Source organism: Trueperaceae bacterium, from assembly GCA_036381595.1.
GTDB lineage: Bacteria > Deinococcota > Deinococci > Deinococcales > Trueperaceae > DASVCN01.
In genome coordinates, this window is record DASVCN010000009.1 from 14,056 (window position 1) to 38,387 (window position 24,332).

The window sequence follows — 24,332 nt, forward strand, 5'->3', positions numbered from 1 at the left end:
AAGCCTCCCCGAGAGGGAGGCTCCGTGGCTGGCCCACAGGGATTCGAACCCCGACCGTCCGGACCAAAACCGGATGTCCTGCCATTAGACGATGGGCCATCGAACCGCGGACGCTAGTGGAGTCGCCTCCCTCTCGTCCGCGGTGCGCTCGTTGGCTGGCCCACAGGGATTCGAACCCCGACCGACCGGACCAGAACCGGTTGTCCTGCCATTAGACGATGGGCCAACAAAGCGACGACCAGTGTATGGGGCTTCGGGAGGGCCCGTCAAGGGCGAGTGAGACGGCTTTCGTGCTCGCGAGCGGGACGCCCCGTATGACCGCCAGCGCCTCGACTTCGCCGGGCACGCTACCCGGCCGCGACATCGAGCCTGCCATCGCTCGTCGGTCGCCGGAACCCGGGCCGTACGGGCACCGCGAACGTCTGCGACGACTGGCGTGCCGGAATCTGCTGCGATATACTTCCTTCCGCTGTCGCGCCTGGAAGCCGGCAGTATCGAGGAGAGGTGCCGGAGCGGTTGAACGGGACGGTCTCGAAAACCGTTGTATCCTCACGGGTACCGTGGGTTCGAATCCCACCCTCTCCGCCAAGAGAAGAAGAACGTGCAGGCGTCGCGAAAGCGGCGCCTCAACTGTGAGGCACATGCGGGGTAGCATCGGGGTCGAGTCCAGGAGGCATCATGGAGCAAGTACGCGTCATCGACCACCCGCTCGTGCAGCACAAACTGTCGATCCTCCGCGACCGTGACACCGCCGTTCGCGACTTCCGGGCCCTGTGCACCGAGGTGAGCATGCTCATGGCCTACGAGGCGATGCGCGACCTGCCGCTCGACGATGCGGTCGTTCAGACGCCTGTCGCCCCCGCCCAGGTGAAGCGGCTGACCGGGAAGAAGCTGGCCCTGGTAGCGATACTGCGAGCAGGTTTGGTGATGGTCGACGGGCTCCTGACCCTTGTGCCCAGCGCCCGCGTTGGGCACATCGGGCTCTACCGCGACCCCGAGACGCTGAAGCCGGTCGAGTACTACGAGAAGCTGCCGTCGGACATCGACGAGCGGGATGTGTTCCTGCTCGACCCGATGCTCGCGACGGGTGGCTCCGCGGCCGCCGCCATCACCATCCTGAAGAACCTCGGCGCGCGCCGGATCCGGCTTCTCTGCATCCTCGGCGCACCCGAAGGGATCGCCGCCGTCCACGGCGAGCACCCCGACGTAGAGATCATCCTCGCGGCCAGGGACGAGCGCCTCAACGACCATGGCTATATCGTTCCCGGCCTCGGTGACGCCGGAGACCGGATCTACGGGACCCGCTAACACCTGGACCTTCGGGATAGCCCGTGATGAGCGTCATATGTCGCATTTCCTGCTCATCGCCCTACGTAGAATGTGAGTTGTGCCAGAGAACACCGTCGAGATCGCGCCACTCGTTTTCTGCTCCTTCGCCGTCGCCCTGGTCGTCGTCTCGTTGGCGGTTCCCTGGGTCCGTGATTTCGCCTTGCGCATAGGTGCCTTCCAGAACGGTGGCGCCAGCCACGGCGAGGGGAAGCGGATCCACTCCGGCAACGTTCCCAACATCGGCGGGATCGCCATCTTCGGCGGCTTCCTCATCGCGCTCCTGGTGGGTAGCCTGGTGCGGCCGGCGCTGCTCGATGCCTACCGGGTAGAACTGCTCGCCATCGTCCTCGGCGGCAGCCTGATGGTGCTGGTGGGCTTCATCGACGACATGTGGGAAGTTCCGCCGGCCATGCGCCTGGCCAGTCAGTTCCTGGCCGCCGGCGTACTCGTCGTCAACGGGGTGAAGATCGAGTTCGTGACCGACTACTTCGGCGCCGGGAAGTACCTGTTCATGCCCGACGTGGTGGCCGTCGCCATCACTCTTCTCTGGGTCGTCGGCTTCACCAACGCCTTCAACTTCATCGACGGCCTCGACGGTCTATCGTCGGGTATCGCCGCCATCTCCTCGCTCAGTCTGCTTGCGGTAGCACTCCAGTTCCCCGACCGGGGCGCAGCCATCCTGCTCCTCGCCTCGCTCGCGGGCGCGGCGCTGGGCTTCCTGCGTCACAACTTCAATCCAGCGAAGATAATCATGGGAGATTCCGGAGCGTACATGCTGGGCTACGTCCTCGCGGCGGTGAGCGTGCTGGGCGCTCTCAAGGTGACGGCCGCCGTTACCGTGGCGGCACCAATACTCATCCTCGCGGTGCCGGTACTCAACATCACCCAGGTGACCCTCCGCCGGCTCCGTCGGGGGGTGAGCCCATCGCTCGCCTCGAACGACCACCTCCACGATCTCATCCGCGAGCGCAGCGGTTCGCAGAGGGTCACCGTGATGGTTCTCTGGTTCGCCACCCTGGTCCTGGGGGCGCTGGGCATGATCCTCTCCAGCACGCCTCCGGCGATCATGTATCTGACCGTGGCAACTACCGTTCTGCTGATAGCCGGAGCCAGCCTGGTGCGACTCATCGAGGTGAGGCTCGAGCGTGAGGTAACCGGTACGTGACGGTCAAGCGGGTGTGTGTCGCCTTCGGCACCCGACCAGAAGCGAACAAGATGGCGCCGGTGGTTTTCGGGCTGCGCGAGCAGCCGGGCCTCGAACCTGTCGTGCTCGTCACCGGGCAGCATCGGGAGCAGCTCGATGGCAGTCTCAGGCTCTTCGGCCTGCAGCCCGCCGCCGATCTCGCGGTGATGACCAGCAGGCAGACCCTGCCCGAACTGATAGCCCGTATCGTGCCGCTGGCGGCCCAGAAACTGCGGGAGTTGCGTTGCGACTACGTGCTGGTGCACGGCGACACCCTCACAACCTTCGCCGTTGCGCTGGCGGCCTTCTACGAAGGTATCCCCGTGGCGCACGTCGAGGCGGGTCTGAGATCGTTCGACCTTGCCCAGCCGTTCCCCGAAGAGGCCAACCGCCGCCTCACCGACGTCCTCACCGACCTCGACCTGCCGCCCACGCCGCTGGCAAGGCGGAATCTGCTGGCCGAGGGGAAGAGCGACGAGCGGATGGTCGTAACCGGCAACACCGCCGTCGATGCCGTCGAATTCGCCCGCTCCCGGGCCAGGCTCCCCGGGCATGTACCGTGCGACCGGCTGGTGGCGGTGACGATGCACCGGCGAGAGAACCTGCCGGTGATGAGGGATCTGGCGGGAGCGCTCGCCAACGTGGCCCGGGCCAACCCCGAGCTCACCTTCGTCTATCCGGTGCACCTCAATCCGGCCGTACGTGAAGCGGTTCGGCCACAGCTGTCGGGTCTCGACAACGTGATCCTGGACGACCCCTGGGACTACCTGTCGATGCTGGCCCTGCTCGACCGTTCAGAACTGGTGATAACCGACTCGGGCGGCATACAGGAGGAGGGGACGGCGCTGGGAGTCCCCGTGGTAGTGCTGCGGAACGTCACGGAGAGACCGGAAGGGGTCGATGCGGGCGCCCTCGTACTGGCCGGCAATGAGCCTCGCCGGGTGGAGGAGATCGTCTCAGCACTGCTGGCCGATCCGGAACGGCGCGACGCCATGCGCAAGCGCGAGAACCCGTACGGCGACGGGAGGGCCGGGAGCAGGATCGCAGCGGCGGTCGCTTGGCGCCTCGGCCTGGCAGACCGGCCGGCGGACTGGCGCTGAGGGCGACGAAACCCGAACCGCGGTTGAGGACCAGCGAAGGATAGAAGGAAGTTCGCCGTCGAGAGCCGGTGATAGAATCTGCGCCGTGACCGAGCATCGGCTCAGCTCCCGCCGTCCCCTGCCAGCCTCGCTGCAGGAGGGGGAGCGGCACGTGAGGACCTGGCCCGGCACCGCGGTCATGGGCATCCTCAACGTCACGCCCGACAGCTTCTCGGACGGCGGCGCCTACGCCGATCATCAGGCGGCCATCGAGAGGGGCGTCGCGATGGCCGAGCAGGGGGCGCTCTTCGTCGATGTGGGCGGCGAGTCGACCCGGCCGGGGGCAGAACCGGTCACACCCGAGGTCGAGGCCGAGAGGGTCGTGCCCGTAGTGGAGGCCTTGGCGCAGAAGACCGAGGCGATCATCAGCATCGACACCTGCAAGGCCGAGGTAGCCCGGTGCGCTCTGGAAGCTGGCGCTCACCTCGTCAACGATGTGACTGGCCTGCGGAACCCGTGGCTGGTCGAGCTCTGCGCCGAGTTCGGCGTACCGGCCGTGATAATGCACATGCAGGGTGAACCGCGGACGATGCAGCGGCAACCGCACTACGACGACGTGGTCGTCGAGGTCGGTGGCTTCCTGACCGAGGCTGCGGAGCGGGCCCTGCAGGCGGGCCTGCCGGACCTGTTCATCGACCCCGGCATCGGTTTCGGCAAGACGCCGGAACACAACCTGGAGCTGCTGCGAGCCCTACCCCTCCTGATGGCGCAGGGCATGAAGGTTCTGGTGGGCGGCTCCCGCAAGAGCACCATCGAGTACCTGGCCGGCCCCAGCCGTCCGGCCGACAGGGATCCCGGCTCTATCGCCCTCCACCTCCACGCCGCGAGCTGCGGAGCCGCCGTAGTGAGGGTTCACGATGTCGCCGGACATGTCCAGGCGCTGGCGGTATGGGAGCGTCTGCGTGAGTGAAGGGAAGATAGTACTCCTGGGCATGGAGTTCCACGCGCACCACGGAGCGCTCGACGAGGAGGCGACACTGGGGGCGCGCTTCACGGTAGACCTCGAACTCGCCCTCGACCTTCCTGCGGAGGACGTGCTCGATGCGACGATCGACTACGCGCGGGTCTACGGGGCGGTGCAGCAGGTGGTCACCGGTTCCCGGCACTATCTGATCGAGTCGCTCGCCGCGATCATCGCCGAGAAGCTGCTGGCCGCGGAACCGCTGCTCGACGCGCTGCTGGTGCGGGTCCACAAACCCCATGCGCCTCTCCCCGGGGTGGTCCGCGACGTGTACGTGGAAGTGCGGCGCGAGCGCCAGAGTTGACCCCTCCATTGGCGCTCGTGGCGCTCGGCAGCAACCTCGGCGATCCCGCGGCGAGATTGCGGGCTGCCCGTTCCGACCTGGCCGAACTGGGTCGCATCGCGAGAAGCTCGAGCATCTACCGCACCGCACCGGTCGGTGGTCCTCCTGGTCAACCCGACTACCTGAACGCGGTGGTGGCCCTCGAGCCGAGACTCGGCCTCGCGGAGCCGCGGTCGCTGCTCGGCGCGCTACATGAGATCGAGCGTCGTCACGGCCGGCTGCGCCGGTTGCGATGGGAGGCACGAGTACTCGACCTGGACCTCCTGGCGTTGGATGAACTCGTCAGAGAGGAGCCGGAAATCACGCTCCCGCACCCGCGCATGATGGAACGCTCCTTCGTGCTCGTTCCCCTCTGCGAAGCAGTGCCCGAATGGCGCCACCCGCTCACCCGGGAGAGCGCCTGCGAGGCCCTCGCGCGACTCCCGATGGAGGGGATCGAACGCACCGTCCTCGGCTGGGGCGACAGCCGGGCGCGTCGCGCCGAGACGTAAGAAACGAGACGTAAGAAACGAGATGTAGGGACCGAGGCGGATAGCGTTACGGGCCCTGGCAGGGGGGCGCCAGGGTCACGCGGTAGACTCCGCTGTATGCGCGTTTTCGCCATCGCCGACCCTCATCTCTCGCGCGCCGACCCGAAACCGATGACGATATTCGGACCAGGCTGGGAGGGGCATCCCGAGGCCTTCTTCGAAGGCTGGCGGGAGGAGGTCACGAGCGACGAAGACCTAGTGCTGATTCCCGGCGACCTCTCCTGGGCGCTCAAGCTGGAGGACGCCCTGCTCGACCTCCGGGACATAGCGGACCTGCCGGGCCGCAAGGTGATCCTGAGGGGCAACCACGACTACTGGTGGCCGTCGGTTTCGAAGTTGCGCGCCGCCCTGCCAGCCACGATGCGGGCGATACAGAACGACGCCCTCGAGATGGACGGGCTAGTGATCGCCGGTACCCGCGGTTGGGTGTGCCCCGGCAGCCACGGGTTCTCCGAACAGGACGAGAAGATCTACCGGCGCGAACTCGAGCGGCTGAGACTCTCGCTGACAGCGGCCCGCAAGCTCGGCGGCGACGCGTTCGTGGTGATGCTCCACTTCCCCCCGGTCAATTCCAGGCTCGACCCCTCAGGGTTCACGGAGCTGCTGCTCGACGCGGCTCCCGATGCGGTCGTATTCGGCCACGTCCACGGTGAGCCTGCCGAGAAGGTTGTACCCGACCTTCCCGGCATCGCCGTGCACTTCGTCGCGGCCGACGCCCTCGGGTTCCGGCCGCGACTGGTGATGGAGTTGTGATCAGAAGCTGGCGCTGCTGTTGTCGTTCGCCTGGTGGGGCAGGAGCTTGGTGGCATCCTCGCCGAAGCGGTGGTAGTGAGTGATGGCGTCCTGGCCCTTCTCCCACGAGAGGCAGACGACCTCGGCGCCCAGCTGACTGGGGAAGTCGACGACGCCGGACTCGACATCCTTGATGTGAACCCCCATCCGATCCAGTTCGGCCTTCACCGAGTGCAGCCCATTGATGAGGAAGGCGATCTCCTGGGCGCAGTTCCTGGCGTCGACCGAGATCGGATCGAGCTTGCCGAGTCGTTCCTTGAGGATGGCGATATCGCGTGCGGCGTCCTGCATCTCGCCGAGCAGCCGGTCTACGGTCGGGATCATGTCGGTGGCTTCCGCGAGCGTAAAGAGTCGGTACATCAGCTCATCCGTCCTTTCGTCACCGAGCGTACCTCCGAAGCGCTCGACGACCTGTCTCTATTTATACAAAAGTTGAGCGACGCCGACTAAGATTTTGATGAAGCACGCTTCACTTTCCGCCACTTCACGCGTCTGGATCGCGAAACGGACAGTACGTGTGGTTTGATTAGGGCTCCGGGCCGACCACCGGTCTGCTCGTTCCGAACGGTCCCCGGGGCAGAGGACCGGCCGATCCGATCGCCGGCGCTGGAAGTCTCTCCGGCGCCCGTCGTCGTTCGCAGGCGCCCGCTGCCGCGGAGGAAGGAAGATCGATGAAGACGCTTGGCCTCGACCTGGGTGGCACGAAGATAGCTGCCGCGGTCGTCCTCGATGGCAAGGTGCTCGAAGGTGAGCGTTGCGACACGCCCCGGAGCGGGTTCGATGCCGTGCTCGACGCCTTGGCCGGCCTGGCCCAGGGGCTGCTCGAGCGGCACCCGGAAGTGACCGCGGTGGGGATAGGCTCCCCGGGACCGCTCGACTACGAGCAGGGGCTCGTGCTGTTCGCGCCGAACATACCCGGCATGGAGGGAGCCCCGCTCGTTCCCGGGCTCGTCGAGCGTCTCGCCATGCCGGTCGTACTCGAGAACGACGCCAACGCCGCCGGTTACGCCGAGCACCTCTACGGGGCGGCTAGGGACCTCGAGACGAGCATCTACATGACGATCTCGACAGGCATAGGCGGGGGTCTTTTCATAGGCGACAGGGTGATCCGCGGCGCTCACGGCCTGGCGGGGGAGATAGGCCATACCGTCATGCTTCCCGGTGGGCCCATCGACGGAGACGGACACCACGGGACGCTCGAGGCCCTGGCGGCGGGTCGCGCCATCGCCCGCGAAGGCTCGTACGCCTACGGTGTCGCCATCACCACGGAAGAGGTGTTCGAACGCGCCCGCGCCGGGGAGCGAAAGGCGCTCGCCATCGTCGACAACGCCGCCCGCTTCACGGGGATGGGCATCGCCAACCTGGTGAAGGTTTTCGACCCGGAAGGCTTCGTGATCGGCGGGGGCATGAGCCAGGTGGGCGATTTCTATCTCGACCGCATCCGCGCAGCCGCCGAGGCCTACCTCGTCGGCTACCCGGTGCCCGAACTGCGCAAGGCGAGCCTGGGGACGGCAGCGGGGGTCATCGGCGCGGCAGCCGTAGCTGGCAAGGAGTCGGGAACCGGCTAGCGGCAGCGGCGGCTAGAGGACGGCGATACGCCGCACCACGACCAGCGAGCCGTCGAGAACCCCCTCGACGTAGACGCGTGCGCCCGGTTCGAGCCGGGCAGGGGGATGCTCCCGTGCGAGCGACAGCCTCACCTCGCGGCCGTCCTCCAGCAGTGCGGTGGCGTATGGGAGAGAGATCGAGCCGATGCGACCGGCGAAAGCCGTCTGCACCGCTGCAGTGGGAGCCGGGCAGCAGGCGATGAGGACCAGGGTGAGGCCGAGGAGCGGCCAAAGCTTGCGCACTAGTGCGGCTCCCCGTCGGTGTCGTCGACCGCGGCGACCGCTTCCCGCTCCCTGAAGTCGGGGTTGGCGACGACCTCGGGGGGGCGGGGGTAGGTAGCGGAGTCGACGGTGAGCCTGGCGAAGTCCGGGTCGCCGGCACGCTCCTTCCATACCCGCGGCTTGGCCGGGATCCCTAGCCCGATGACGTGCGGTGCGAGGTCTCTCGTGGCCAGCGCCATCGCCCCCAGCATACTGTCGTCCGAAAGCACCGTCCCGGCCAGGACGGTCGCGTGGTAGGCGACCCGGACCCCCCTGCCTATGACGGTGCGCCTGAGCCTGACGTCGCTCGACTCAAGAGTGTCGTGAGTGTGGGAGTAGATGTTGGCGTAGTCCGAGATCGAACAGCCGTCGTGGAGCTCGACGCCGCCTATGTCGTCGATGAACACGTGCCGGTGGACCACGACGTCGTCGCCGGCCTCGATGTTGTACCCCACCGACACCTCGACGTTCTGGAAGATCTTCAGGTTGCGGCCGGCTCGGGCGAAGATCCGTTCGGCCAGCAGCCGCCTCAACGGGATGCCGGTGGCCAGGGATTGCCCGAGCGGCGTGCCGTCGATGCACTTCCACAACCAGAGGAGCGGCTTGACGGCGGCGAACTTCTTGGCGTCCGTGACGACGTAGCGCTCGGCCTCGAAGGTGACGTTCCGGGGGTCGAGCGCCAGGGCCGCCATCGGCGCCACCTCCGACAGCTCGTCGAACGACCGTGCGTGCATCACCTGCGAGATGATCTCCCGCACGACCTCGTTACGGTCGAGGGTCGGGTCGTCTATCCGCTCGCCGAGCTCTCCCAGGAACCGGCGTATCTGGCGGTCGGCCGACTCCGGGAGCTCCTTGGGTATCAACCAGGGCATCTGGTCCTCATGGAGTTACCTTAGCCCTGCCCGGAGCCGGCCCCGGGTAACGCCTGCTACCCGTATGGGCCGCCGCCGACGGGCCCCCGCTGCACTATCCGACTGATCCCCATCACCGGATCGCCCAAGAGCTCGAGTGGCCTGCCCAGCAGAGCCGACGCGTCGCGCGAGAGCACGGCCGGTAGCGGTGCCAGCTCGGCGGCGTGAAGGAGCAGAGGGCGGGGCGGCGGCATCAGTTCCCCGGACGCCGACAGCCTCGCCCACACCGAGTCGAAAGACCAGGAGGCGCTCCAGTTGCGCTTGAGGCCAAGCAGCGCTCCCCTGGCCCCGGATACGGTGATCCCGTCTTCCCCCGGCCGCCGTATCCGCAACTCGTCCGGCAAGCCCTCGATGGCCGCGTAGAAGGCGTCTATGAACTCGTCGAGCAGGTAGTGGCCGTAGACGGTGGCCTCTGCCGCGGGTGCCAGATCTTCGATGTCCTCGTCATCAGGGAAGCCGAGGTTCACGCCGCTGAAGCGCTCCTGCAGCCGCTCACCCAGGTTGTTCAGACGGTAGAACTCCGCTTCGACTTCGGGCGGAACCACGATGATCGTGGCCACCGGCAGGCCGCACTGGGCCAGCGTGGCCAGGTCCTCCACCTCCCTGTCGAGCTCGCCGGACCTCCCGGCGAACTGGCTCAGGGCCACCGTCGCGGGGCTGCTCACAGGCCGGAGTCTAGCAGCCCGACTCGCGCGGGGACCGTCGTCGAAAGCATCTCATCGGCCTCCTGGGACCGGTGCTAGACTTCCCGGGTGACAGGCCTGCAACAGTTCAAAACCCTCCGTGTGAGGTGGCGCCTGGGGTTGCTGGCGGCAGTCGTGCTCGTGATCCTGGGACTCGCCTCGAGCGCCGCGGTGCGCTACCTGAGGGTCGACGAGGTGCGTCTTCCCGACCTGCGAGGGATGCCGTACGCCGAAGCCGTCGAACTGCTTCGGGAGAACGAGCTCGATCCGGTGACCTACCCCGATAACGTAGCCGACCTGCCCGTGGAGGTGGTCACCAGCCAGACGCCCCCGGCGGGCTCCGTGGTGCGCAAGGGACGCAACGTGTCCATCGGCGTCAACCGGCCGCCCGAGGCCGCCCGTGCACCGGTACTGGTCGGCCTTACGCTCGACCAGGCGACGCGCACGGTCCGGGACGTCAACCTCTCCCTCGACAGCGTGACCTACGCCCACAGCAGTCAGCCACCGGGTCTGGTGATGAGTCAGCTGCCGGAACCGGGCGACACGGTGGGCCGGGGCGAAGGCCTCGCCATCGTCGTCTCGCGGGGCCCTCAGATCTCGACCGTGACCATGCCCGACCTGAGCGGGATGTCTGTCGAACAGGCACGCGAGCTGCTCTTCGACATGGGCCTTCGCAGCGTACAGGCGGTGCCCGCCGGAGTGAGTTTCGACGCTCCCGGCTCGGTCACGAGCCAGGAACCGACGGCGGGAAGCGAGGTCGCCGTGAGCACGCCCGTCCTTCTCGGGGTGAGGCTCTCGGCCCGGCGGGTAGTACCGGTACCGGGCGTCGTAGGCCGGGAGGCACAGCTGGCCGAACGGATGCTGCGCGCCGCCGGGCTGCAGGTGGGCCACGTGCGCTACGTGGACGACCCGGCACTGCCGAGCGGAACGGTCGTCGAGGTGAAGCCCGATGGCTACACCCTCAGGGGTTCTCCGGTGACCCTGACCCTCAACGCCGCGCAAGGCAGTTTCGACGACCTGGCCGGCCAGGATGACGATCTCGACGCGCTCTTCGGGGACGAAGTCGCAGAGGAACCGAACGACGGCCGCAACGGCGAAGCGCGGTTCACGCGCGCGGGTGGCGACGAGGGAGACGAGGCGGCCGAACTGGCGGGGCTGGAGCCGACCGGGAGGCGGATCTCGGTGACTTTCGATCCGGCCACCCTGGGCGTTCGCTCCCTCCTGGAACGGGATTACGACCTCCGCCTGGTAGTCCAGGACGACAACGGGGAACGCACCGTGATCGACCGAAGGGTCCGCGCCGGGGAACCGGTATCCGCTGTCGTTCTCGTCGAGGGCGACGCCCTGCTGCAGACCTATATAAACGGCGTCTTCTTCCAGGCCTGGCGCCCCTGATGGCGACGGCGGGAACGCCGACCTAGTGGGAATCTTCGCTGCGAGCCCTGGGGACCCCCGCGAGACTGTAAGGACTGGTGGCGTGGCGGCTGACGGGCAGCGAGCGCGCTTACACGAGGAGGAAATCGGTGGCTGAGGTCGACATCTCACCGCTCGCGAAGCGGTTGGCCGAAGAGAACAACGTGAACTGGCGCGCCCTTAGCGGCAGTGGTGAGGATGGCAGGATCGTCGAGCGAGACGTGCTCGACTACCTCGCCCGGGTGATGGCGGGTGAGGAAGCGCCCGACCCCACACCGGAACCGCTTCCCGATGGCATGCAGGCGTGGCCGGACGGCGCGCCGCCAACGGGCGGCACGGCTGCAGAGGCGTCCCGCGACGAACGTTCGAGCGCGCCGAGCGGGGGTGACGACGACCTCCTCGAGGTCGAGAGCGCCGATGCGGGCTCGCCCGGCGGCAGCTCCGACGACTGGTCGCAGGGTGAGTGGGGCGCTGACGATTGGGGAGCAGCGCCCGCGAACGAGAGCGGCGAAGACGACGACGTCTTCAGCGGCTTGAACGACCTGGGCGGGGACGCGGGGCGCGAGGACGACGAGGGCGGCTTCGACTTCGGCGGCGCCGACGATCATCGTTCCTTCGAGTTCGGCAGGGAGAACGAGGGGCAGGCGTACGGCCTCGCTGGGGACTCCGGGGAGGGCGGTGATTTCGACTTCGGGACCGAGTCGTCCGACGATGACCGGTCGGTTTTCGACACCTCGTCGATGGAACCGCCCATAGACGAAGGTATCTTCGTGTTCGACGACGAGGAGCCCGTGCAGTCCGGCGCTGCGCCGGAAAGCGCGCCGAACCCCGCGGCGGCTGAGCCCGAGCCGGCAGCTGGCGCGCGCGGGAGCGAGCCGGCCCAGGAGACACGGTCGGCCGAGGTAGCCGACGATTTCGACTTCGTCGCCGAGGGGACCGAGGATGAAGCCGGCGAAGAAGGCGAGGCCGGTTACGACGAAAGGACGGTCGGCGCTGCGGCCGGGAGCGACACGGAACACACCCCCTGGGAAGGGATGGGCGCGACCGCAGCGGAGGTAGAGGACGACGTGGCGACGGCCGAGCGCGCCGGGGAGAGCCACTGGACGCCGGCCGAACCAGGGGCGATGGAGCTGGCTTCCAGTGACGCTCCCTGGACCGCGGTGGCTCAGGAGGAGTTCGAGACTGCTCCCCGGATGCCTGCCGAGGCGAGCGAGTACGACTTCCTCGACACGGCCGACGGCGCCCTGCCCGAAGGCGTTCGGATAGAGGAGGACGAGTACCGCGTGGTTCGCTCCGGAGCGGCCGCGGGCCCGGCCGTGACGACAGCGGTCGAAGCCACCGGAGCGGCGCCGACCGACCCGGATCGCTCCCGGTCGGCACGCGGTCTGACGGGCGGCGGTATCGTGCTGCGCCGCGAAGTGGACGTGACCGCCCTGATCGAAGCAAGCCAGGCGCTGGCAAGCGAACTGGACGGCGAGCCCTCTCTGGCCGCCTTCCTGCTGCGCGCCGCAGCCAGGGCGGGGAACCCCTGGCCGCTGGCGGCTATGGGCCAAGAGGTGGGCGTGGCCAGGCTGAGCGACGACGGGATAGCCATCACGGTCGTGCCTCAGGCGGGCACGATGCCTTTCCGAGACCTGATCGTAGCCAGCAGCGGCGGCCCAGACGGCAGCGGCGAGCCGGCCCTGGCGGTGGCGGACGTCTCGCAACTCGGTATCGACGAAGCCGTCCTCGATGTGGGCTCACCGGTCCTCACGATCGGTCGTGTGCTCGACTCGGTCGGTGGCCGGCTGCACGCGACCCTGACCCTCAGCGGTGTCGACGCGCCCGAGTCGGGATCGAAGTTCCTGGGCCGGGTCGCGGAGTTGCTCGCGGCCCCGGTGAGGATCGTTCTCTAGGCGCCCGTTCCCTCCTGGGCCGGCAGCATCAGCCAGAGGAGGAGGTAGGCCAGCCCGGTGATGCCGCCCGAGAGCGGCAGCGACGCCAACCACAGGAGCCGAACGACGGAGGCCCTGGTTCCGATCAGGTCTGCGATTCCCGCGGCAACGCCACCGAGTACCGCCTCGCGGCTGCGCAACAACCGCTGATCTCCCGCCGGCCGCCTCGCCCGCCGGTGGTCGTGCTGCGACCAGTCACGCTCGTCGCTCAAGGTCGTCCTCCCGCCTCTGCCGCCCTCGGTATGCAGGGGCGCAGGTCGTCCCGGCGCAACGCCGCGTGCACCAGCGCTTCGAGCTCACGTACGTCCACCCCCCAGAAGCGGTCCCCCACGGGCGCAAGCTTCGACAGCGCCTTGGCGTAGTTCCGCCTGCCGCCGCGAGCGCTCCCCATGCCCCGTGCCTTGTGGAGGGCAGCCGCCAGCAGGATCACTCCGCCGAGGAAGCGTTTCTCGCTGCCTGACGCCTCGAGCCAGGCGGGTTCGAGCGCCTCGTGGCACTCCCAGTAGCGGCCCGCTTCGAAGAGCCGGACGCCCTCCTCCCAGGCCTGCCGGTGCTGCTCGGTGATCATCCGCAGATTATATGTCGGCTGATCCGGGCCGGCTTCCCGCAGCGGGTTATCTTGACTCGATGGAAGCGATCGCGAAGAGCGCCGCCCTGATCGCTGCCGCCGGTTCGGGTGAGCGGCTGGGGCGGGGGCCCAAGGCGTTCCTGGAGCTCGCCGGCAAGACGCTCCTGGAGCGCGTCGTGGAGGCGACCGCCCCCGCCGTCGACGAGGTAATCGTGGCGGTTCCGGACGGCCGGGAGGAGCAGGCCCGGCGGCTGGTGCCTGCCGCCACGGTCATCGAGGGAGGGAGTAGCCGTCAGGAGAGCGTTCTGGCGCTGATCGGCGCCACGCGGGCGCAGGTCGTCCTGGTCCACGACGTCGCCCGGCCCTTCCTCGAACGAGCGGTCACCGACCGGGTGCTCGAGGCGGCTCGGCGTTGCGGGGCAGCGACCGCCGCGCGGACGGTGCCGGACACTGTGGTAGACGGCTCGAACGGGATGGTGCTCGATCGGGACAGGTTGCGAACGGTGCAGACTCCGCAGGCGTTCCGGCGCGACCTGCTGCTGGAGGCCCACGCGGCCGCGGCGACGGTGGGCCGAGAGGGCACCGACGATGCCTCGCTGGTCCGCGCGCTCGGTCACCCGGTGGAGCTCGTGGCCGGCTCGCCCTGGCTGTTCAAGTTGACCGCTCCGGAGGACCTCGGTTTCGCCAGCGCTCTCGCGGCAGCCTGGGACGCTCTGATGGCCGAACCGTGAACGAGTTTCTCCTCGAGGCGCATGCGAAGCTGAACCTCGGCCTCTGGGTGGTGGGGCGGCGCGACGATGGCTATCACGACATCGAGTCGCTCTTCGTGCGCCTGGGGCTGCACGACGATGTCGCGGTGACGCCTGCCGGGAGCTTGAACGGCCGCGTGGAAGCGGACTCCGGCGTGCGTCTCGAGGGGCTGGGTCTGGACGACGGCAACCTGGCGGTGCGGGCCCTTCGCGCCTATCAGCGCGCGGCGGGAGACGAGCGGGAGGTTCGACTCGAGCTGCGCAAGCGGATCCCGCTCGCAGCCGGACTGGGTGGTGGTTCCTCGGACGCGGCCCAGGTCCTGCTCGCCCTGGCGCGACTCTACCCGGCGGCCGTGGAACTCGACACCCTGGCGCTCGAGCTCGGCTCCGACGTGCCTTTCTTCATGAGCGGCCAGGCGGCAGCCTGGGCCAGCGGAAGGGGCGAGAGGCTGGAACCGGTCTCTCTGCCTCCGATCCCTGTGGTCCTGCTCAAACCCGATGTCGCGGTGAGCGCTTCGGAGGCGTACGGACTGCTGGCGGAGGTGAGCCCACCTCCCGACCGACGCGGCCTGCTCGAACGGTTGTCGAGTTCCAGCGAGCCCGAGTACCTGAACTCGCTACAGGCTGGCGTCGTCGAGGAGTACCCGGTGGTGGGCGAAGCGCTCGAAACCCTGCGCCACGCCGGCTTGAGGGGCGTGCTCATGAGCGGCTCCGGTTCGACCTGCTTCGGGCTCGCGGAGAGCGAGCAGGAGGCGGCGCTGGTCGCCCAGGGCCTGAGGGCTCGCTACCCCGGCTGGTGGGCCTGGTCCGGCCTGGCGGCCGTCTGACGTCCTAGAGGATGTGCTCCTTGCCCGGGTTGGGTACGGGTTCGAGGGCCCGCGTTTCGGGCGCTTTCGAAGCGTCGATGGTTACCCGCCGCCCCGCCCACGAGCAGGCGTTGGCGATGATCCGCTGGACGAACGGGTTGTGGTAGGTGGGGTAGGTCTCGTGCCCAGGACGGAAGTAGACGACCCGGCCGTGACCGCAGCGCCAGGTGCAGAGGCTGCGGAACACCTCGCCGCCCTGGAACCAGGAGATCATCAGCAGTTCGTCGGGTGGGGGCACGTCGAACCGTTCGCCGTACATCTCCTCCTGCTCGAGTTCGAACCGCTCGGGGACGCCCTCCAGTATCGGGTGCGACGGCTCGAGGCTCCAGAGTCGCTCCTTCTCGTCGGCCTCCCGCCACTTGAGCGAGCAGTGGGTGCCCAGCACCCTCTTGAACACCTTCGAGAAGTGGCCCGAGTGGAGGACCACCAGACCCATACCGGCGAGGACCTCACTGTGCACCCTTTCGACCAGTTCGTCCGAGACGCGGGCGTGGGCCTTGTGGCCCCACCAGACCAGGACGTCGGTGGCCTCCAGGACCTCCCGCGGCAGACCGTGCGAAGGCTCATCCAGGGTGGCGGTGCGCACCGTCGCGCCGGTTCGCTCGCGGACCGCTTCGGCCAATACCTCATGCATGCCCTGTGGGTAGAGGGAGCGGACGACGTCGTTCTCCCGCTCGTGAAGGAACTCGTTCCAGATGGTCACGCGCAGTTCGCTCATGGGTCGGTGACCGCCCCCTTCGACGCGCTGGAGACGAGCGTCGCGTACTTCGCCAGGACTCCTCGCCGGTAGCGAGGCTCGGGGGGCTGCCACCGCGCCCGTCTGCTTTCGAGCTCGGCTTCCGTGAGGTCGACCTCGATCAGGTTCCGCTCTGCGTCGACGGTGATCGTGTCGCCTTCGCGGACGAGCGCGATCGGGCCACCGACCTGGGCCTCGGGCGCGACGTGCCCCACGACCAACCCGTAGGTTCCGCCGGAGAAGCGGCCGTCGGTGATCAGGCCCACCGAGTCGCCCAGCCCTTTGCCGATGAGGGCCCCGGTCGGGGAGAGCATCTCCCGCATCCCCGGCCCCCCCTTGGGACCCTCGTAGCGGATGACCATGACATCCCCGGCCACGATGCTGTCGCTCAGGATCGCCGCCATCGCCTCCTCCTCGCTGTCGAAGACGCGAGCTGGGCCGGTGATGCTGGTGCTCGACAGGCCGCTGGTCTTGGCCACGGCGCCCTCGGGCGCCAGGTTGCCGCGGAGTATCGCCAGGTGACCCGACGGGTACTTGGGCCGGTCGAAAGGCAGCACCACGTCCTGGTCGGGGTCGGGCCTGCCGCTCACATCTGCGAGGTTCTCGGCGACGGTCTTGCCGGTGACGGTGATGCAGTCGCCGTGTAGCAGGCCGCGGTCGAGCAGCATACGCATGATGAGCGGGATGCCGCCGGCGCGGTGGAGGTCGGTCGCGACGTAGCGGCCCGACGGCTTGAGGTCGGCGAAGTGGGGGGTGCGCCGGCGGATCCGCTCGAAGTCGTCGATCGTCAGCTCTACGCCGGTAGCGTGGGCGATGGCCAGCAGGTGGAGCACGGCGTTGGTGGACCCGCCGACCGCCATTACGACGGTTATCGCGTTCTCGAACGCCTCGCGGGTCATGATCTTGCGGGGCGTCAGGTCGAGCTCGATGAGCTCCAGAAGCTGCTTGGCGCTCTCTCGCGCGCTTATCCGCTTCTCCTCGTCCTCGTTGGCCATGGTCGAAGAGTAGGGGAGGCTCATGCCGAGCGCCTCGATCGCCGACGACATCGTGTTGGCGGTGTACATCCCGCCGCAGGAGCCGCTGCCGGGGCAGGCGCTTCGCTCTATGGCCCGGAAGGTATCGAGGGGGATGCGGCCGGCGTTGTAGGCGCCGACGGCCTCGAATACGCTGACGATGGTCAGGTCCTCATCCTCGTGGTGTCCCGGTTTGATGGTCCCCCCGTATACGAACACGGTCGGGATGTCGAGGCGTCCTATGGCAATCATCGCGCCGGGCATGTTCTTGTCGCATCCGCCCACCGCGATGAGGCCGTCCATGCTCTGGCCGCGGCATACCGTCTCGATCGAGTCGGCTATCACCTCCCGCGACACCAGCGACAATTTCATCCCCTCGGTTCCCATCGAGATCCCGTCCGAGATGGTGATGGTGCCGAAGGTCTGGGGCATACCGCCCGCCTCGCGCACGCCCCACTCGGCAGCCTCCGCCAACCGGCCGAGCCCTGAGTTGCAGGGGGTGATGGTGCTGTGGGCGTTGGCGATCGCGATGATCGGCTTGGAGAAGTCTTCATCGCTGAAGCCGACCGCCCGCAGCATCGCCCGGTTGGGCGCACGGCTGTCCCCTTGGGTTATCACCGCGCTGCGTCGGTTCAGCTTCTCGCGTTCGAGGGTGTCGCTCATCTGGTCCTCCGGGAGTTCGCGTAGATTCTAACCTTGCCGCCTCGGCGGCTCGACCCTGCTCCGTTCCTACTGGGCCAGCCGCGCCAGCCGTTCACCCGCCTCGAGGATGGCTTCGTCCTTCTTGCAGAAGGCGAAGCGAACGAGATTGCGGGCCAGGTCTCTGTGGCCAGGGCTGTAGAAGGCGCTCGGGGGTATCGCCGAGACCCCGGCTCGTGCCGGCAGGTCGAGGCAGAGGGCCACGTCGTCGGCGTAGTCCAGTTCCTCGGTATCGGCGACGATGAAGTAACCGCCTTCGGGTCGGAGCGCCCAGAAGGGGGTCCCTGCGAGGGCCGCGAGCAGGAGGTCTCGGCGGCGCCGGTAGGCGCTCTCGAGCTCCCGGTAGTAGCTTCCGCCAGCCGCCTGCCTTATCACCCTGGCGGCGGCCTCCTGGAGCGGCATCGCCACCGTGAACGGGACCCACTGGTGGGCGGTTCGCAGGGTCGCGATGAGGGGTGCGGGACCGCACGCCCAACCGATCTTCCACCCCGTCACCGAGAAGGTCTTCCCGAAGCTGGAGATGGCGATCGCGCGCTCCCAGGCACCCGGCCTGCTCAGCAGGTCGACGAAAGGGACGTAGGAGATGTGCTCGTAGACCTGGTCGGCGAGGATCAGGGCGTCGAACTCTTCGGCCAGTTCGATGATGGCGTCGAGTTCGTCGGCGCTGAATACCTTGCCGCTCGGGTTGTGGGGCGAGTTGACTACGATCATGCGGGTCCGCTTGCCGAACGCCGAGCGGAGCCGGTCGATATCCAGCAGCCAGCGGCCATCCTGCTGGGGCTCCAGCGGAACGAACCGAGGTACGCCACCGGCCATGATCACGTCTGCCGGGTAGGCGTCGTAGAACGGCTCGATGAGCACCACCTCGTCGCCTGGATCGATGAACGCCTGCATGGCCGAGAAGAGGGCCTCGGTGGCGCCGACCGTGACCAGCAGATTGCCGGTCGGGTCGAGAGGTCGTCCCAGGCGGCCGCCCTTGTCGGCCGCCAGCGCTTCCAGTAACGCCGGCCAGCCGGGCAAGGGCGGGTACTGCTGATAGCCGTCGACCGAATCGCGGAGCGCCTCGATGACCAACGAGGGAGGATCGAAGTCGGGGAAGCCCTGACCCAGATCGATCGCGTCGGTCTCCCGAGCCAATCTCGAGTAGGTTGCGAACACCGTTTCTCCGAAGGTGGCGATGCGGCGGCTCCCGACCGTCCGCCTGGCGTCGTCGCCCGTTCGCGTCACCGTGCCTCGGCTAGCGGGCGGCCAGCGCGGGAGACTCGTGGACCGCGGCAACCACGGCTGCGGTGAACGCGGCCGTGTCGCGGCTCCCGCCCAGGTCGCGCGTGGGATCGTCGGCCAAGGCTCGTTGCACGGCGCCCTCCAGCTCGTCGGCGGCCGACTGCTCGGCCAGGCCGTGGCGCAGCATCATCGCGGCCGAGAGCATGGCCGCGGTCGGATTGGCGACGCCCTTGCCGGCGATGTCGGGAGCGCTGCCGTGAACCGGTTCGAAGAGTCCGATTTTGCCGCCCAGCGAGGCCGAAGGCAGCAGGCCGAGCGACCCGGGGATGACAGCCGCAAGGTCCGAGAGGATGTCGCCGAAGAGGTTGGAGGTCACCACGACGTCGAACTGCCTCGGGTCGCGGACTATCTGCATGGCCGCGTTGTCGACGTAGAGGTGGTCGAGCGGCACGTCCGGGAACTCGCTCTGATGAACTCCCAGCAGCACGTCGCGCCAGAACTGGGAGACGTCGAGCACGTTTGCCTTGTCAACGCTGGTGACCTTGCCACCCTTCGCTCGCGCGGTCTCGAAAGCGACGCGGGCGATCCTCTCCACCTCGTAGCGTTCGTAGACCATGGTGGAAACGCCGCGATCCCGCTCGACGAGTGACGGCTTGCCGAAGTAGATGCCCCCGGTGAGTTCGCGCAGGATGAGCAGGTCGGTGCCCGCCGCGACCTCGTGCTTGAGAGGGGAGAGGTGCTCGAGTCCGGGGAAGACCTTGACCGGTCGCAGGTTGGCGTAGACGCCAAGGAGCCTGCGCAGTTCGAGGATGCCGCTCTCCACCCGCTTCTCACGCGGCACCCGGTTCCAGGGGTGGTCCTGCGGCCCGCCGGCCGCGCCCATCAGCACCGCGTCGCACTCGACCGCCGCCTCCTTGGTCTGCTCGGGCAGAGATGCGCCGAACCGGTCGAGCGCCTCGCCTCCGAACGGGAGCCGCTGGTACTCGAACTCCAGGCCGTGCCTGACGGCTACCGCGTCGAGCGCCTCGAGCGAGGCGTCGATGACCTCCGGGCCGATGAAGTCGCCCGGCAGGACGGCGATCGTCCTGCGGCTCATCTGCCGCCCTCCAGGTAGGCGAGACGTTGGGCGGTCTCCGCGACGGCGCCTCGCCCCTCGAGCAGGTCGGCGATCGGGTCCCAGCGGCCCTCGACGAGCGCGCTCCTGGCGCTCTCGGGGATGCGGACGGCGAACGCCAATCCGTCGGCCCGAACCTCGCGAGCTTCGACGTCCACGGTTATCTCGAGATCGGGTTTGGCCTGGATCGCCTCCGCCAGCCGGCGGATGTCGGCCCGCTGCGCCTCCACGCAGGGGAGCCCCAGCGTGGTGCAGTTGCCGAAGAAGATCTCCGCGAAGCTCTCGGCGATGATGGCCCGAATCCCGTGGCGGTAGAGCGACTGCGGCGCATGCTCGCGACTCGAACCGCAGCCGAAGTTGTTGCCTGAGAGGAGGATGGAGGCGCCCGCGAAGCGAGGATCGTCTAGCGGGTGACCCTTGGGCCTGCCCTCCTCGTCGAAGCGCACGTCCTTGAAGAGGTGTTCACCCAGGTCATCGAAGGTGACGCACTTGAGGTAACGGGCCGGGATGATCCGGTCGGTGTCTATATCGTCGCCGGGTACGTGAACCCCGCGTCCTGCGACGGTGGTTATAGGATCGAGTGCCATTCAGTTACTCCTTCTGGTAGCTATGAGTATCCCGGTGGACCAGTCGAGGGTCGTGACTACGAGGTCGCTGCGCGTTTCGAGAAGCGCCATCAGGTCTCGCCACTGGCCGGGGATGCGCTGCAGGACCTCGGGCTCGACGCCCGGAACCGGATCGGGGACACGGTAGGCGTTCTGCATGTCGTCGGCCAGGTAGATGCCGCCCGGGGCGAGCATATCGAGCGCGAGTTCGGCTCGTTCGAGCTTACCGGCCCAGGTGTCGGCGAAGATCAGGTCGTAGGTGGTACCGGCCATCCTCTCGAGGAACGCGAAGGCGTCCTCGGTGTGAACGCTCAGTCGCGGGTCGTTGCCCAAGATCTCTCGTGCGACCGCGGTAAGGTCGGGGTCTACGTCGACGGTGTCGAGGGTGGCGTCTGCAGCCATCCCCTCGAGCAGGTAACTGCTGCCTACCCCAACTCCGGTGCCCAGCTCCAGCAGGCGGCCGCCCGGCTTGGTGGCGGCCAGCGACCTGAGCAGGCTGCCCGTGAGGTCGTCGCAGCTCATCGTGAAGCCGAGCAGCTTGGTCCTTTTCCTGAGGACCGCTGCCGCACCCGCGGCTCCTAGCTCCTCGATCACGTCAGGCGACCGCCCCGCGTTCTACCCCGAAAACCTCGCGGGCGTCGGAGATGACGCCGGTGACGGCAGCGGCGGCCACCATCACGGGACTCATGAGCACCGTGCGGCCGGTTGGCGAGCCTTGACGACCCTTGAAGTTGCGGTTGCTCGACGAGGCGCAGAGCTGGTCTCCCACCAGTTTGTCGGGGTTCATCGCCAGGCACATCGAACAACCGGCCTCCCGCCACTCGAAGCCGGCGGCCCTGAAGACGCGATCGATGCCGCGCCGTTCGCACTCCTCCTTCACGAGCTGAGAACCGGGCACCACGATCGCCTTCACGCCCGGGTGGACCCGGCGGCCCTCCAGGTACCGAGCGGCCTCGACCAGGTCCGAGAGGCGCGCGTTCGTGCACGAACCCAGGAAGGCGACATCGATCTTCGTACCGGCGATCGGGGCCCCAGGCTCGAGCTTCATGTGTTCCAGCGCCTCGGTTATAGAGGCGCGGGCGTCCTCCGGGGCGTCTTCGACCGTAGGCACCCGCTCGTCGATCGCGATCGCCTGGCCCGGATTGATCCCCCAGGTGACCGTAGGCGCGATATCCTCTGCCCTTATCCTCACCACGTCGTCGTAGTCGCAACCCGGGTCGGAGGCGAAGTGCCGCCACCGCTCGACGGCTGCGTCCCACTCCCTCCCCTTGGGGGAGTAGGGCCGGCCCTTCAGGTACTCGAAGGTCGTCTCGTCGGGGTTGACGTAGCCGCAGCGTGCCCCGCCCTCGATAGACATGTTGCAGACGGTCATCCGCTCCTCCATCGACATCCGGTCGAACACCTCGCCACCGTACTCGTAGGCGTAACCGAGCCCGCCGTTGACGCCGAGGGTGCGGATGATGTGGAGGATGACGTCCTTCGCGTAGACGCCGGGCCGCAGCTCACCGTCGACCTCGATCCGGCGTACCTTCAGCTCGTTCATCGCGAGGGTCTGGGTGGCGAGGACGTCACGCACCTGCGAGGTGCCGATGCCGAAGGCGATCGCGCCGAAGGCGCCATGGGTGCTGGTGTGGGAGTCGCCGCAGGCGATGGTGGTGCCCGGCTGGGTGATGCCCTGCTCGGGCCCCACCATGTGGACGATCCCCTGGCGCCCGCTGAACAGGTCGAAGTAGGTGATGCCGTAACGTTCGCAGTTGCTCTTGAGCTCGTTGATCATCTCGTCGGCCAGCGCGTCGGCGAACGGCTGCTCACGCACATCGGTGGGAACGATGTGGTCGACGGTCGCGAAGGTGCGATGAGGCATCGCGACGTCCAAGCCCAGATCGCGCAGCATCCCGAAGGCCTGAGGGCTCGTCACTTCGTGGATGAGGTGGGTGCCTATCAGCAGCTGGGTCTGCCCGTTCGGCAGTTCGCGCACGGTGTGGGCGTCCCACACCTTCTGGTAGAGGCTCTTCGGTCTTTCGGAGGCTGATTTAGTCACTGCTTCACCTTTCTGGACACGCTCTCTTGCAAACGAAAAAGCCCCTCGGAATGGGGTCCGAGGGGTTCGTACTCGCTAGTCAGGTTCTAACTGGCTACGACGACCCCTTCGCTGTGGATAGGTAGGTATTGAACCGTTCCTGGATCGCGCTGAGTCGGCGCCGTATGAGCATTGCGAGGAGTATACGGCGGCGGGAGTGGAGCGTCAACGAAGCCGGCATCGGGAAGTGGATCACAGGCTCACCCGCTGCCTTCCTGCGTCACTTGGGGTGGTAGCTGAGGATGACCGCTCCCGTCTCGAGAGGGCGAGTGTCGACGAGTTGCAGTTCCGTCCGCTCGGCGCTCGATTTGAACAGGGGAGTGCCTTCACCGAGGAGGAGTGGGGCGACGCCGATCCGGAACTCGTCGAAGAGAGGCATGAGCCCGGCCGCAAGGTCAGCGCTGCCGAAGAGGTAGATATCCTTGCCGGGCTCGCGCTTCAGCCTCTCGATTTCGCCAACAGCGTTCTCGCGGATGAGCCGGGTGTTGTTCCACTGCACTCTCTCCATCGTTCGCGAGACGACGATCTTGGGCAGGCTGTTCATGCGGTTGGCGATCTCGGCGCTCTCGTCGTTGATCGTGGGCCAGTAGCTGGCCATGAGCTCGTAGGTGCGCCGACCGAAGAGCAGGGCCCCGGCGCTCCGTAGCTGAACGATGGAGAACTGCTCCATCTCCTCGCCCCAGGCGAACTCGTGGAAGCCGAGGTCGTGGTCGGGCCCCTCGAAGAAGCCGTCGAGCGTCATCAAGTTCCACATGATCAGCTTGCGCACGGGCCACTCCTCCGGTCTTCGGATCTCCTCGACATGCTACTCGACCCAACCAGGGCTCCTGCCCCTAGCAGTTCGAGACCTGCCGGTCCAGGGTCGCTCGACTGATTGACAATCGCTCGGCGAAGGAGCAATATCTGGCCAATTCTGAGCTTCCCGTGGCGCCGCCTCCACTGTCGCTGTCGGTCCTCGTGGCTCCATCACCGGGGGCTGGAGGGAAGCGGGGGGAGGGTCGGTGCGGCGACTGGGAGCGGGGACGTCTATCGGGGGGCGAACCGTCGGGTAGGAACCGAGGAGGTCGGACGATCGTACCGGCTGCCTGGACCCGAGGATCAGTCACCCCACTTGACGACCAGGAGTTGGGGCAGGTCGTGGGTCGCCACTGTCGTCGGGCCGTGGGCACCGAGCGACGAGTGGTGCGCAGGAGAGCTGGGATCGGATGAACGGTTTGTCGGAGGAGTTGTTGCACCGGCTGCATCGCGAGCGCCATTCGGCGCTCGACCAGGAAGCCGAGCGGATGGCGGAGTTGAGACGTGCGTTAGCGAACGACGACGGCCTGAGGGCGACGCACTCCTTGCGGTCGCTCCTGCTGTGGCTGCGCAGGAGCAGGCGGAGGATCGCCGCCGCGGCGGACTTCGACGATCCGGGCCTGCCGCTGAGGCGTCTCCAGGAGGTCGTTGCGGCGAAGAGCCGTACGCGGGTCGATCCTCTGCCGGCGTTGCGGCGCTGGAGGTTCCTGGGGCTGATCTCGAGGCGCTGAAAGCTGAGCGACTCGCGCCACAGGTGAACGCCCTCCCGATGAGGGAGGGCGTCGAGTGGATCGGTT

General features: G+C 67.7%; 27 protein-coding genes and 3 tRNA genes. 14 read left to right on the plus strand and 16 right to left on the minus strand.

Annotated features, from left to right (window positions below; translation table 11 throughout):
- Positions 1-25 precede the first annotated feature (25 nt).
- Both VF168_02180 and VF168_02185 read right to left on the minus strand, forming a co-directional pair.
- Positions 26-99 (minus strand) — tRNA-Gln (locus VF168_02180).
- 53 nt (positions 100-152) lie between these two features.
- Positions 153-226 (minus strand) — tRNA-Gln (locus tag VF168_02185).
- Positions 227-498: 272 nt separating this feature from the next.
- Between VF168_02185 and VF168_02190 the strand changes: the two genes are divergently transcribed.
- The 8 genes from VF168_02190 (at position 499) to VF168_02225 (ending at position 6,238) form a co-directional block, all read left to right on the plus strand.
- A tRNA-Ser gene (locus VF168_02190) sits at positions 499-588 on the plus strand.
- Positions 589-678: 90 nt separating this feature from the next.
- Positions 679-1,308 carry a uracil phosphoribosyltransferase gene (gene upp, locus VF168_02195; protein HEX7002979.1) on the plus strand — a complete coding sequence of 210 codons (630 nt, stop codon included), beginning with the start codon at positions 679-681 and terminating at the stop codon, positions 1,306-1,308.
- Positions 1,309-1,387: 79 nt separating this feature from the next.
- Positions 1,388-2,494: an MraY family glycosyltransferase gene (locus VF168_02200; GenBank protein ID HEX7002980.1), complete on the plus strand. Its 1,107-nt coding sequence runs from the start codon at positions 1,388-1,390 to the stop codon at positions 2,492-2,494.
- Positions 2,491-3,612: a UDP-N-acetylglucosamine 2-epimerase (non-hydrolyzing) gene (gene wecB, locus VF168_02205; GenBank protein ID HEX7002981.1), complete on the plus strand. Its 1,122-nt coding sequence runs from the start codon at positions 2,491-2,493 to the stop codon at positions 3,610-3,612. Before VF168_02200 ends, wecB begins: the two co-directional genes overlap by 4 nt.
- 85 nt (positions 3,613-3,697) lie before the next feature.
- Complete coding sequence (gene folP / locus VF168_02210) at positions 3,698-4,561, plus strand: dihydropteroate synthase (GenBank protein ID HEX7002982.1); 864 nt, start codon at positions 3,698-3,700, stop codon at positions 4,559-4,561.
- On the plus strand, positions 4,554-4,916 hold the full coding sequence (gene folB / locus VF168_02215) for a dihydroneopterin aldolase (protein HEX7002983.1): 363 nt from the start codon (positions 4,554-4,556) through the stop codon (positions 4,914-4,916). Before folP ends, folB begins: the two co-directional genes overlap by 8 nt.
- Positions 4,913-5,446, plus strand: a complete 534-nt coding sequence (gene folK / locus VF168_02220) for a 2-amino-4-hydroxy-6-hydroxymethyldihydropteridine diphosphokinase (protein ID HEX7002984.1) — start codon at positions 4,913-4,915, stop codon at positions 5,444-5,446. The genes folB and folK overlap by 4 nt, the downstream gene beginning before the upstream one ends.
- Before the next feature lie 96 nt (positions 5,447-5,542).
- Complete coding sequence (locus tag VF168_02225) at positions 5,543-6,238, plus strand: metallophosphoesterase (protein HEX7002985.1); 696 nt, start codon at positions 5,543-5,545, stop codon at positions 6,236-6,238.
- On the opposite strand, the gene VF168_02230 is transcribed toward VF168_02225, so the two are convergent.
- Positions 6,239-6,637, minus strand: coding sequence for a DUF2203 domain-containing protein (locus tag VF168_02230; protein HEX7002986.1), 399 nt, complete (start codon positions 6,635-6,637; stop codon positions 6,239-6,241).
- A 311-nt stretch (positions 6,638-6,948) separates the two neighbouring features.
- Here VF168_02230 and VF168_02235 point away from each other — a divergent pair, with 311 nt between their 5' ends.
- Positions 6,949-7,845: an ROK family protein gene (locus VF168_02235; protein ID HEX7002987.1), complete on the plus strand. Its 897-nt coding sequence runs from the start codon at positions 6,949-6,951 to the stop codon at positions 7,843-7,845.
- 12 nt (positions 7,846-7,857) lie between these two features.
- Here the strand turns inward: VF168_02235 and VF168_02240 are convergent, their stop codons facing one another.
- From VF168_02240 to VF168_02250, 3 genes are read right to left on the minus strand one after another with little or no spacing between them, the layout of a single operon-like run.
- Complete coding sequence (locus VF168_02240; protein HEX7002988.1) at positions 7,858-8,127, minus strand: hypothetical protein; 270 nt, start codon at positions 8,125-8,127, stop codon at positions 7,858-7,860.
- Positions 8,127-9,017: an acyltransferase gene (locus VF168_02245; protein HEX7002989.1), complete on the minus strand. Its 891-nt coding sequence runs from the start codon at positions 9,015-9,017 to the stop codon at positions 8,127-8,129. The genes VF168_02240 and VF168_02245 overlap by 1 nt, the downstream gene beginning before the upstream one ends.
- A gap of 56 nt (positions 9,018-9,073) precedes the next feature.
- Positions 9,074-9,721, minus strand: coding sequence for a hypothetical protein (locus tag VF168_02250; GenBank protein HEX7002990.1), 648 nt, complete (start codon positions 9,719-9,721; stop codon positions 9,074-9,076).
- An 87-nt stretch (positions 9,722-9,808) separates the two neighbouring features.
- On the opposite strand from VF168_02250, the gene VF168_02255 reads away from it, so the two are divergent.
- A complete protein-coding gene (locus VF168_02255) occupies positions 9,809-11,134 on the plus strand; it encodes a PASTA domain-containing protein (GenBank protein ID HEX7002991.1) in 1,326 nt (441 codons plus the stop codon).
- A gap of 128 nt (positions 11,135-11,262) precedes the next feature.
- Positions 11,263-13,047, plus strand: coding sequence for an E3 binding domain-containing protein (locus VF168_02260; GenBank protein HEX7002992.1), 1,785 nt, complete (start codon positions 11,263-11,265; stop codon positions 13,045-13,047).
- On the opposite strand, the gene VF168_02265 is transcribed toward VF168_02260, so the two are convergent.
- Both VF168_02265 and VF168_02270 read right to left on the minus strand, forming a co-directional pair.
- Positions 13,044-13,298: a PspC domain-containing protein gene (locus VF168_02265; protein HEX7002993.1), complete on the minus strand. Its 255-nt coding sequence runs from the start codon at positions 13,296-13,298 to the stop codon at positions 13,044-13,046. The genes VF168_02260 and VF168_02265 overlap by 4 nt on opposite strands.
- Positions 13,295-13,654: a DUF309 domain-containing protein gene (locus VF168_02270; GenBank protein HEX7002994.1), complete on the minus strand. Its 360-nt coding sequence runs from the start codon at positions 13,652-13,654 to the stop codon at positions 13,295-13,297. Before VF168_02270 ends, VF168_02265 begins: the two co-directional genes overlap by 4 nt.
- A gap of 59 nt (positions 13,655-13,713) precedes the next feature.
- Between VF168_02270 and ispD the strand changes: the two genes are divergently transcribed.
- Positions 13,714-14,385, plus strand: coding sequence for a 2-C-methyl-D-erythritol 4-phosphate cytidylyltransferase (ispD, locus tag VF168_02275; GenBank protein ID HEX7002995.1), 672 nt, complete (start codon positions 13,714-13,716; stop codon positions 14,383-14,385).
- Entirely contained in the window at positions 14,382-15,230 is an 849-nt protein-coding gene (ispE, locus tag VF168_02280; protein HEX7002996.1) for a 4-(cytidine 5'-diphospho)-2-C-methyl-D-erythritol kinase, read from the plus strand. The genes ispD and ispE overlap by 4 nt, the downstream gene beginning before the upstream one ends.
- 4 nt (positions 15,231-15,234) lie before the next feature.
- Here the strand turns inward: ispE and VF168_02285 are convergent, their stop codons facing one another.
- The 8 genes from VF168_02285 to VF168_02320 all read right to left on the minus strand — a co-directional run bounded on the left by VF168_02285 (position 15,235) and on the right by VF168_02320 (position 23,509).
- Positions 15,235-15,987, minus strand: a complete 753-nt coding sequence (locus VF168_02285) for a ThuA domain-containing protein (GenBank protein HEX7002997.1) — start codon at positions 15,985-15,987, stop codon at positions 15,235-15,237.
- Positions 15,984-17,681 (minus strand): dihydroxy-acid dehydratase, encoded by a 1,698-nt coding sequence (ilvD, locus tag VF168_02290; protein ID HEX7002998.1) that lies wholly within the window; start codon positions 17,679-17,681, stop codon positions 15,984-15,986. Before ilvD ends, VF168_02285 begins: the two co-directional genes overlap by 4 nt.
- 66 nt (positions 17,682-17,747) lie before the next feature.
- On the minus strand, positions 17,748-18,944 hold the full coding sequence (locus VF168_02295; GenBank protein ID HEX7002999.1) for an aminotransferase class I/II-fold pyridoxal phosphate-dependent enzyme: 1,197 nt from the start codon (positions 18,942-18,944) through the stop codon (positions 17,748-17,750).
- 10 nt (positions 18,945-18,954) lie between these two features.
- The gene (gene leuB / locus VF168_02300) at positions 18,955-20,037 is read right to left on the minus strand and encodes a 3-isopropylmalate dehydrogenase (GenBank protein ID HEX7003000.1); all 1,083 of its coding nucleotides are present in this window, start codon (positions 20,035-20,037) and stop codon (positions 18,955-18,957) included.
- Positions 20,034-20,642 carry a 3-isopropylmalate dehydratase small subunit gene (gene leuD, locus VF168_02305; GenBank protein ID HEX7003001.1) on the minus strand — a complete coding sequence of 203 codons (609 nt, stop codon included), beginning with the start codon at positions 20,640-20,642 and terminating at the stop codon, positions 20,034-20,036. The genes leuB and leuD overlap by 4 nt, the downstream gene beginning before the upstream one ends.
- On the minus strand, positions 20,643-21,254 hold the full coding sequence (locus tag VF168_02310; protein HEX7003002.1) for a class I SAM-dependent methyltransferase: 612 nt from the start codon (positions 21,252-21,254) through the stop codon (positions 20,643-20,645).
- Position 21,255: 1 nt separating this feature from the next.
- The gene (leuC, locus tag VF168_02315) at positions 21,256-22,701 is read right to left on the minus strand and encodes a 3-isopropylmalate dehydratase large subunit (protein HEX7003003.1); all 1,446 of its coding nucleotides are present in this window, start codon (positions 22,699-22,701) and stop codon (positions 21,256-21,258) included.
- A gap of 259 nt (positions 22,702-22,960) precedes the next feature.
- Entirely contained in the window at positions 22,961-23,509 is a 549-nt protein-coding gene (locus VF168_02320; GenBank protein HEX7003004.1) for a dihydrofolate reductase family protein, read from the minus strand.
- Positions 23,510-23,945: 436 nt separating this feature from the next.
- On the opposite strand from VF168_02320, the gene VF168_02325 reads away from it, so the two are divergent.
- Complete coding sequence (locus VF168_02325) at positions 23,946-24,266, plus strand: hypothetical protein (protein HEX7003005.1); 321 nt, start codon at positions 23,946-23,948, stop codon at positions 24,264-24,266.
- Positions 24,267-24,332: the final 66 nt, after the last annotated feature.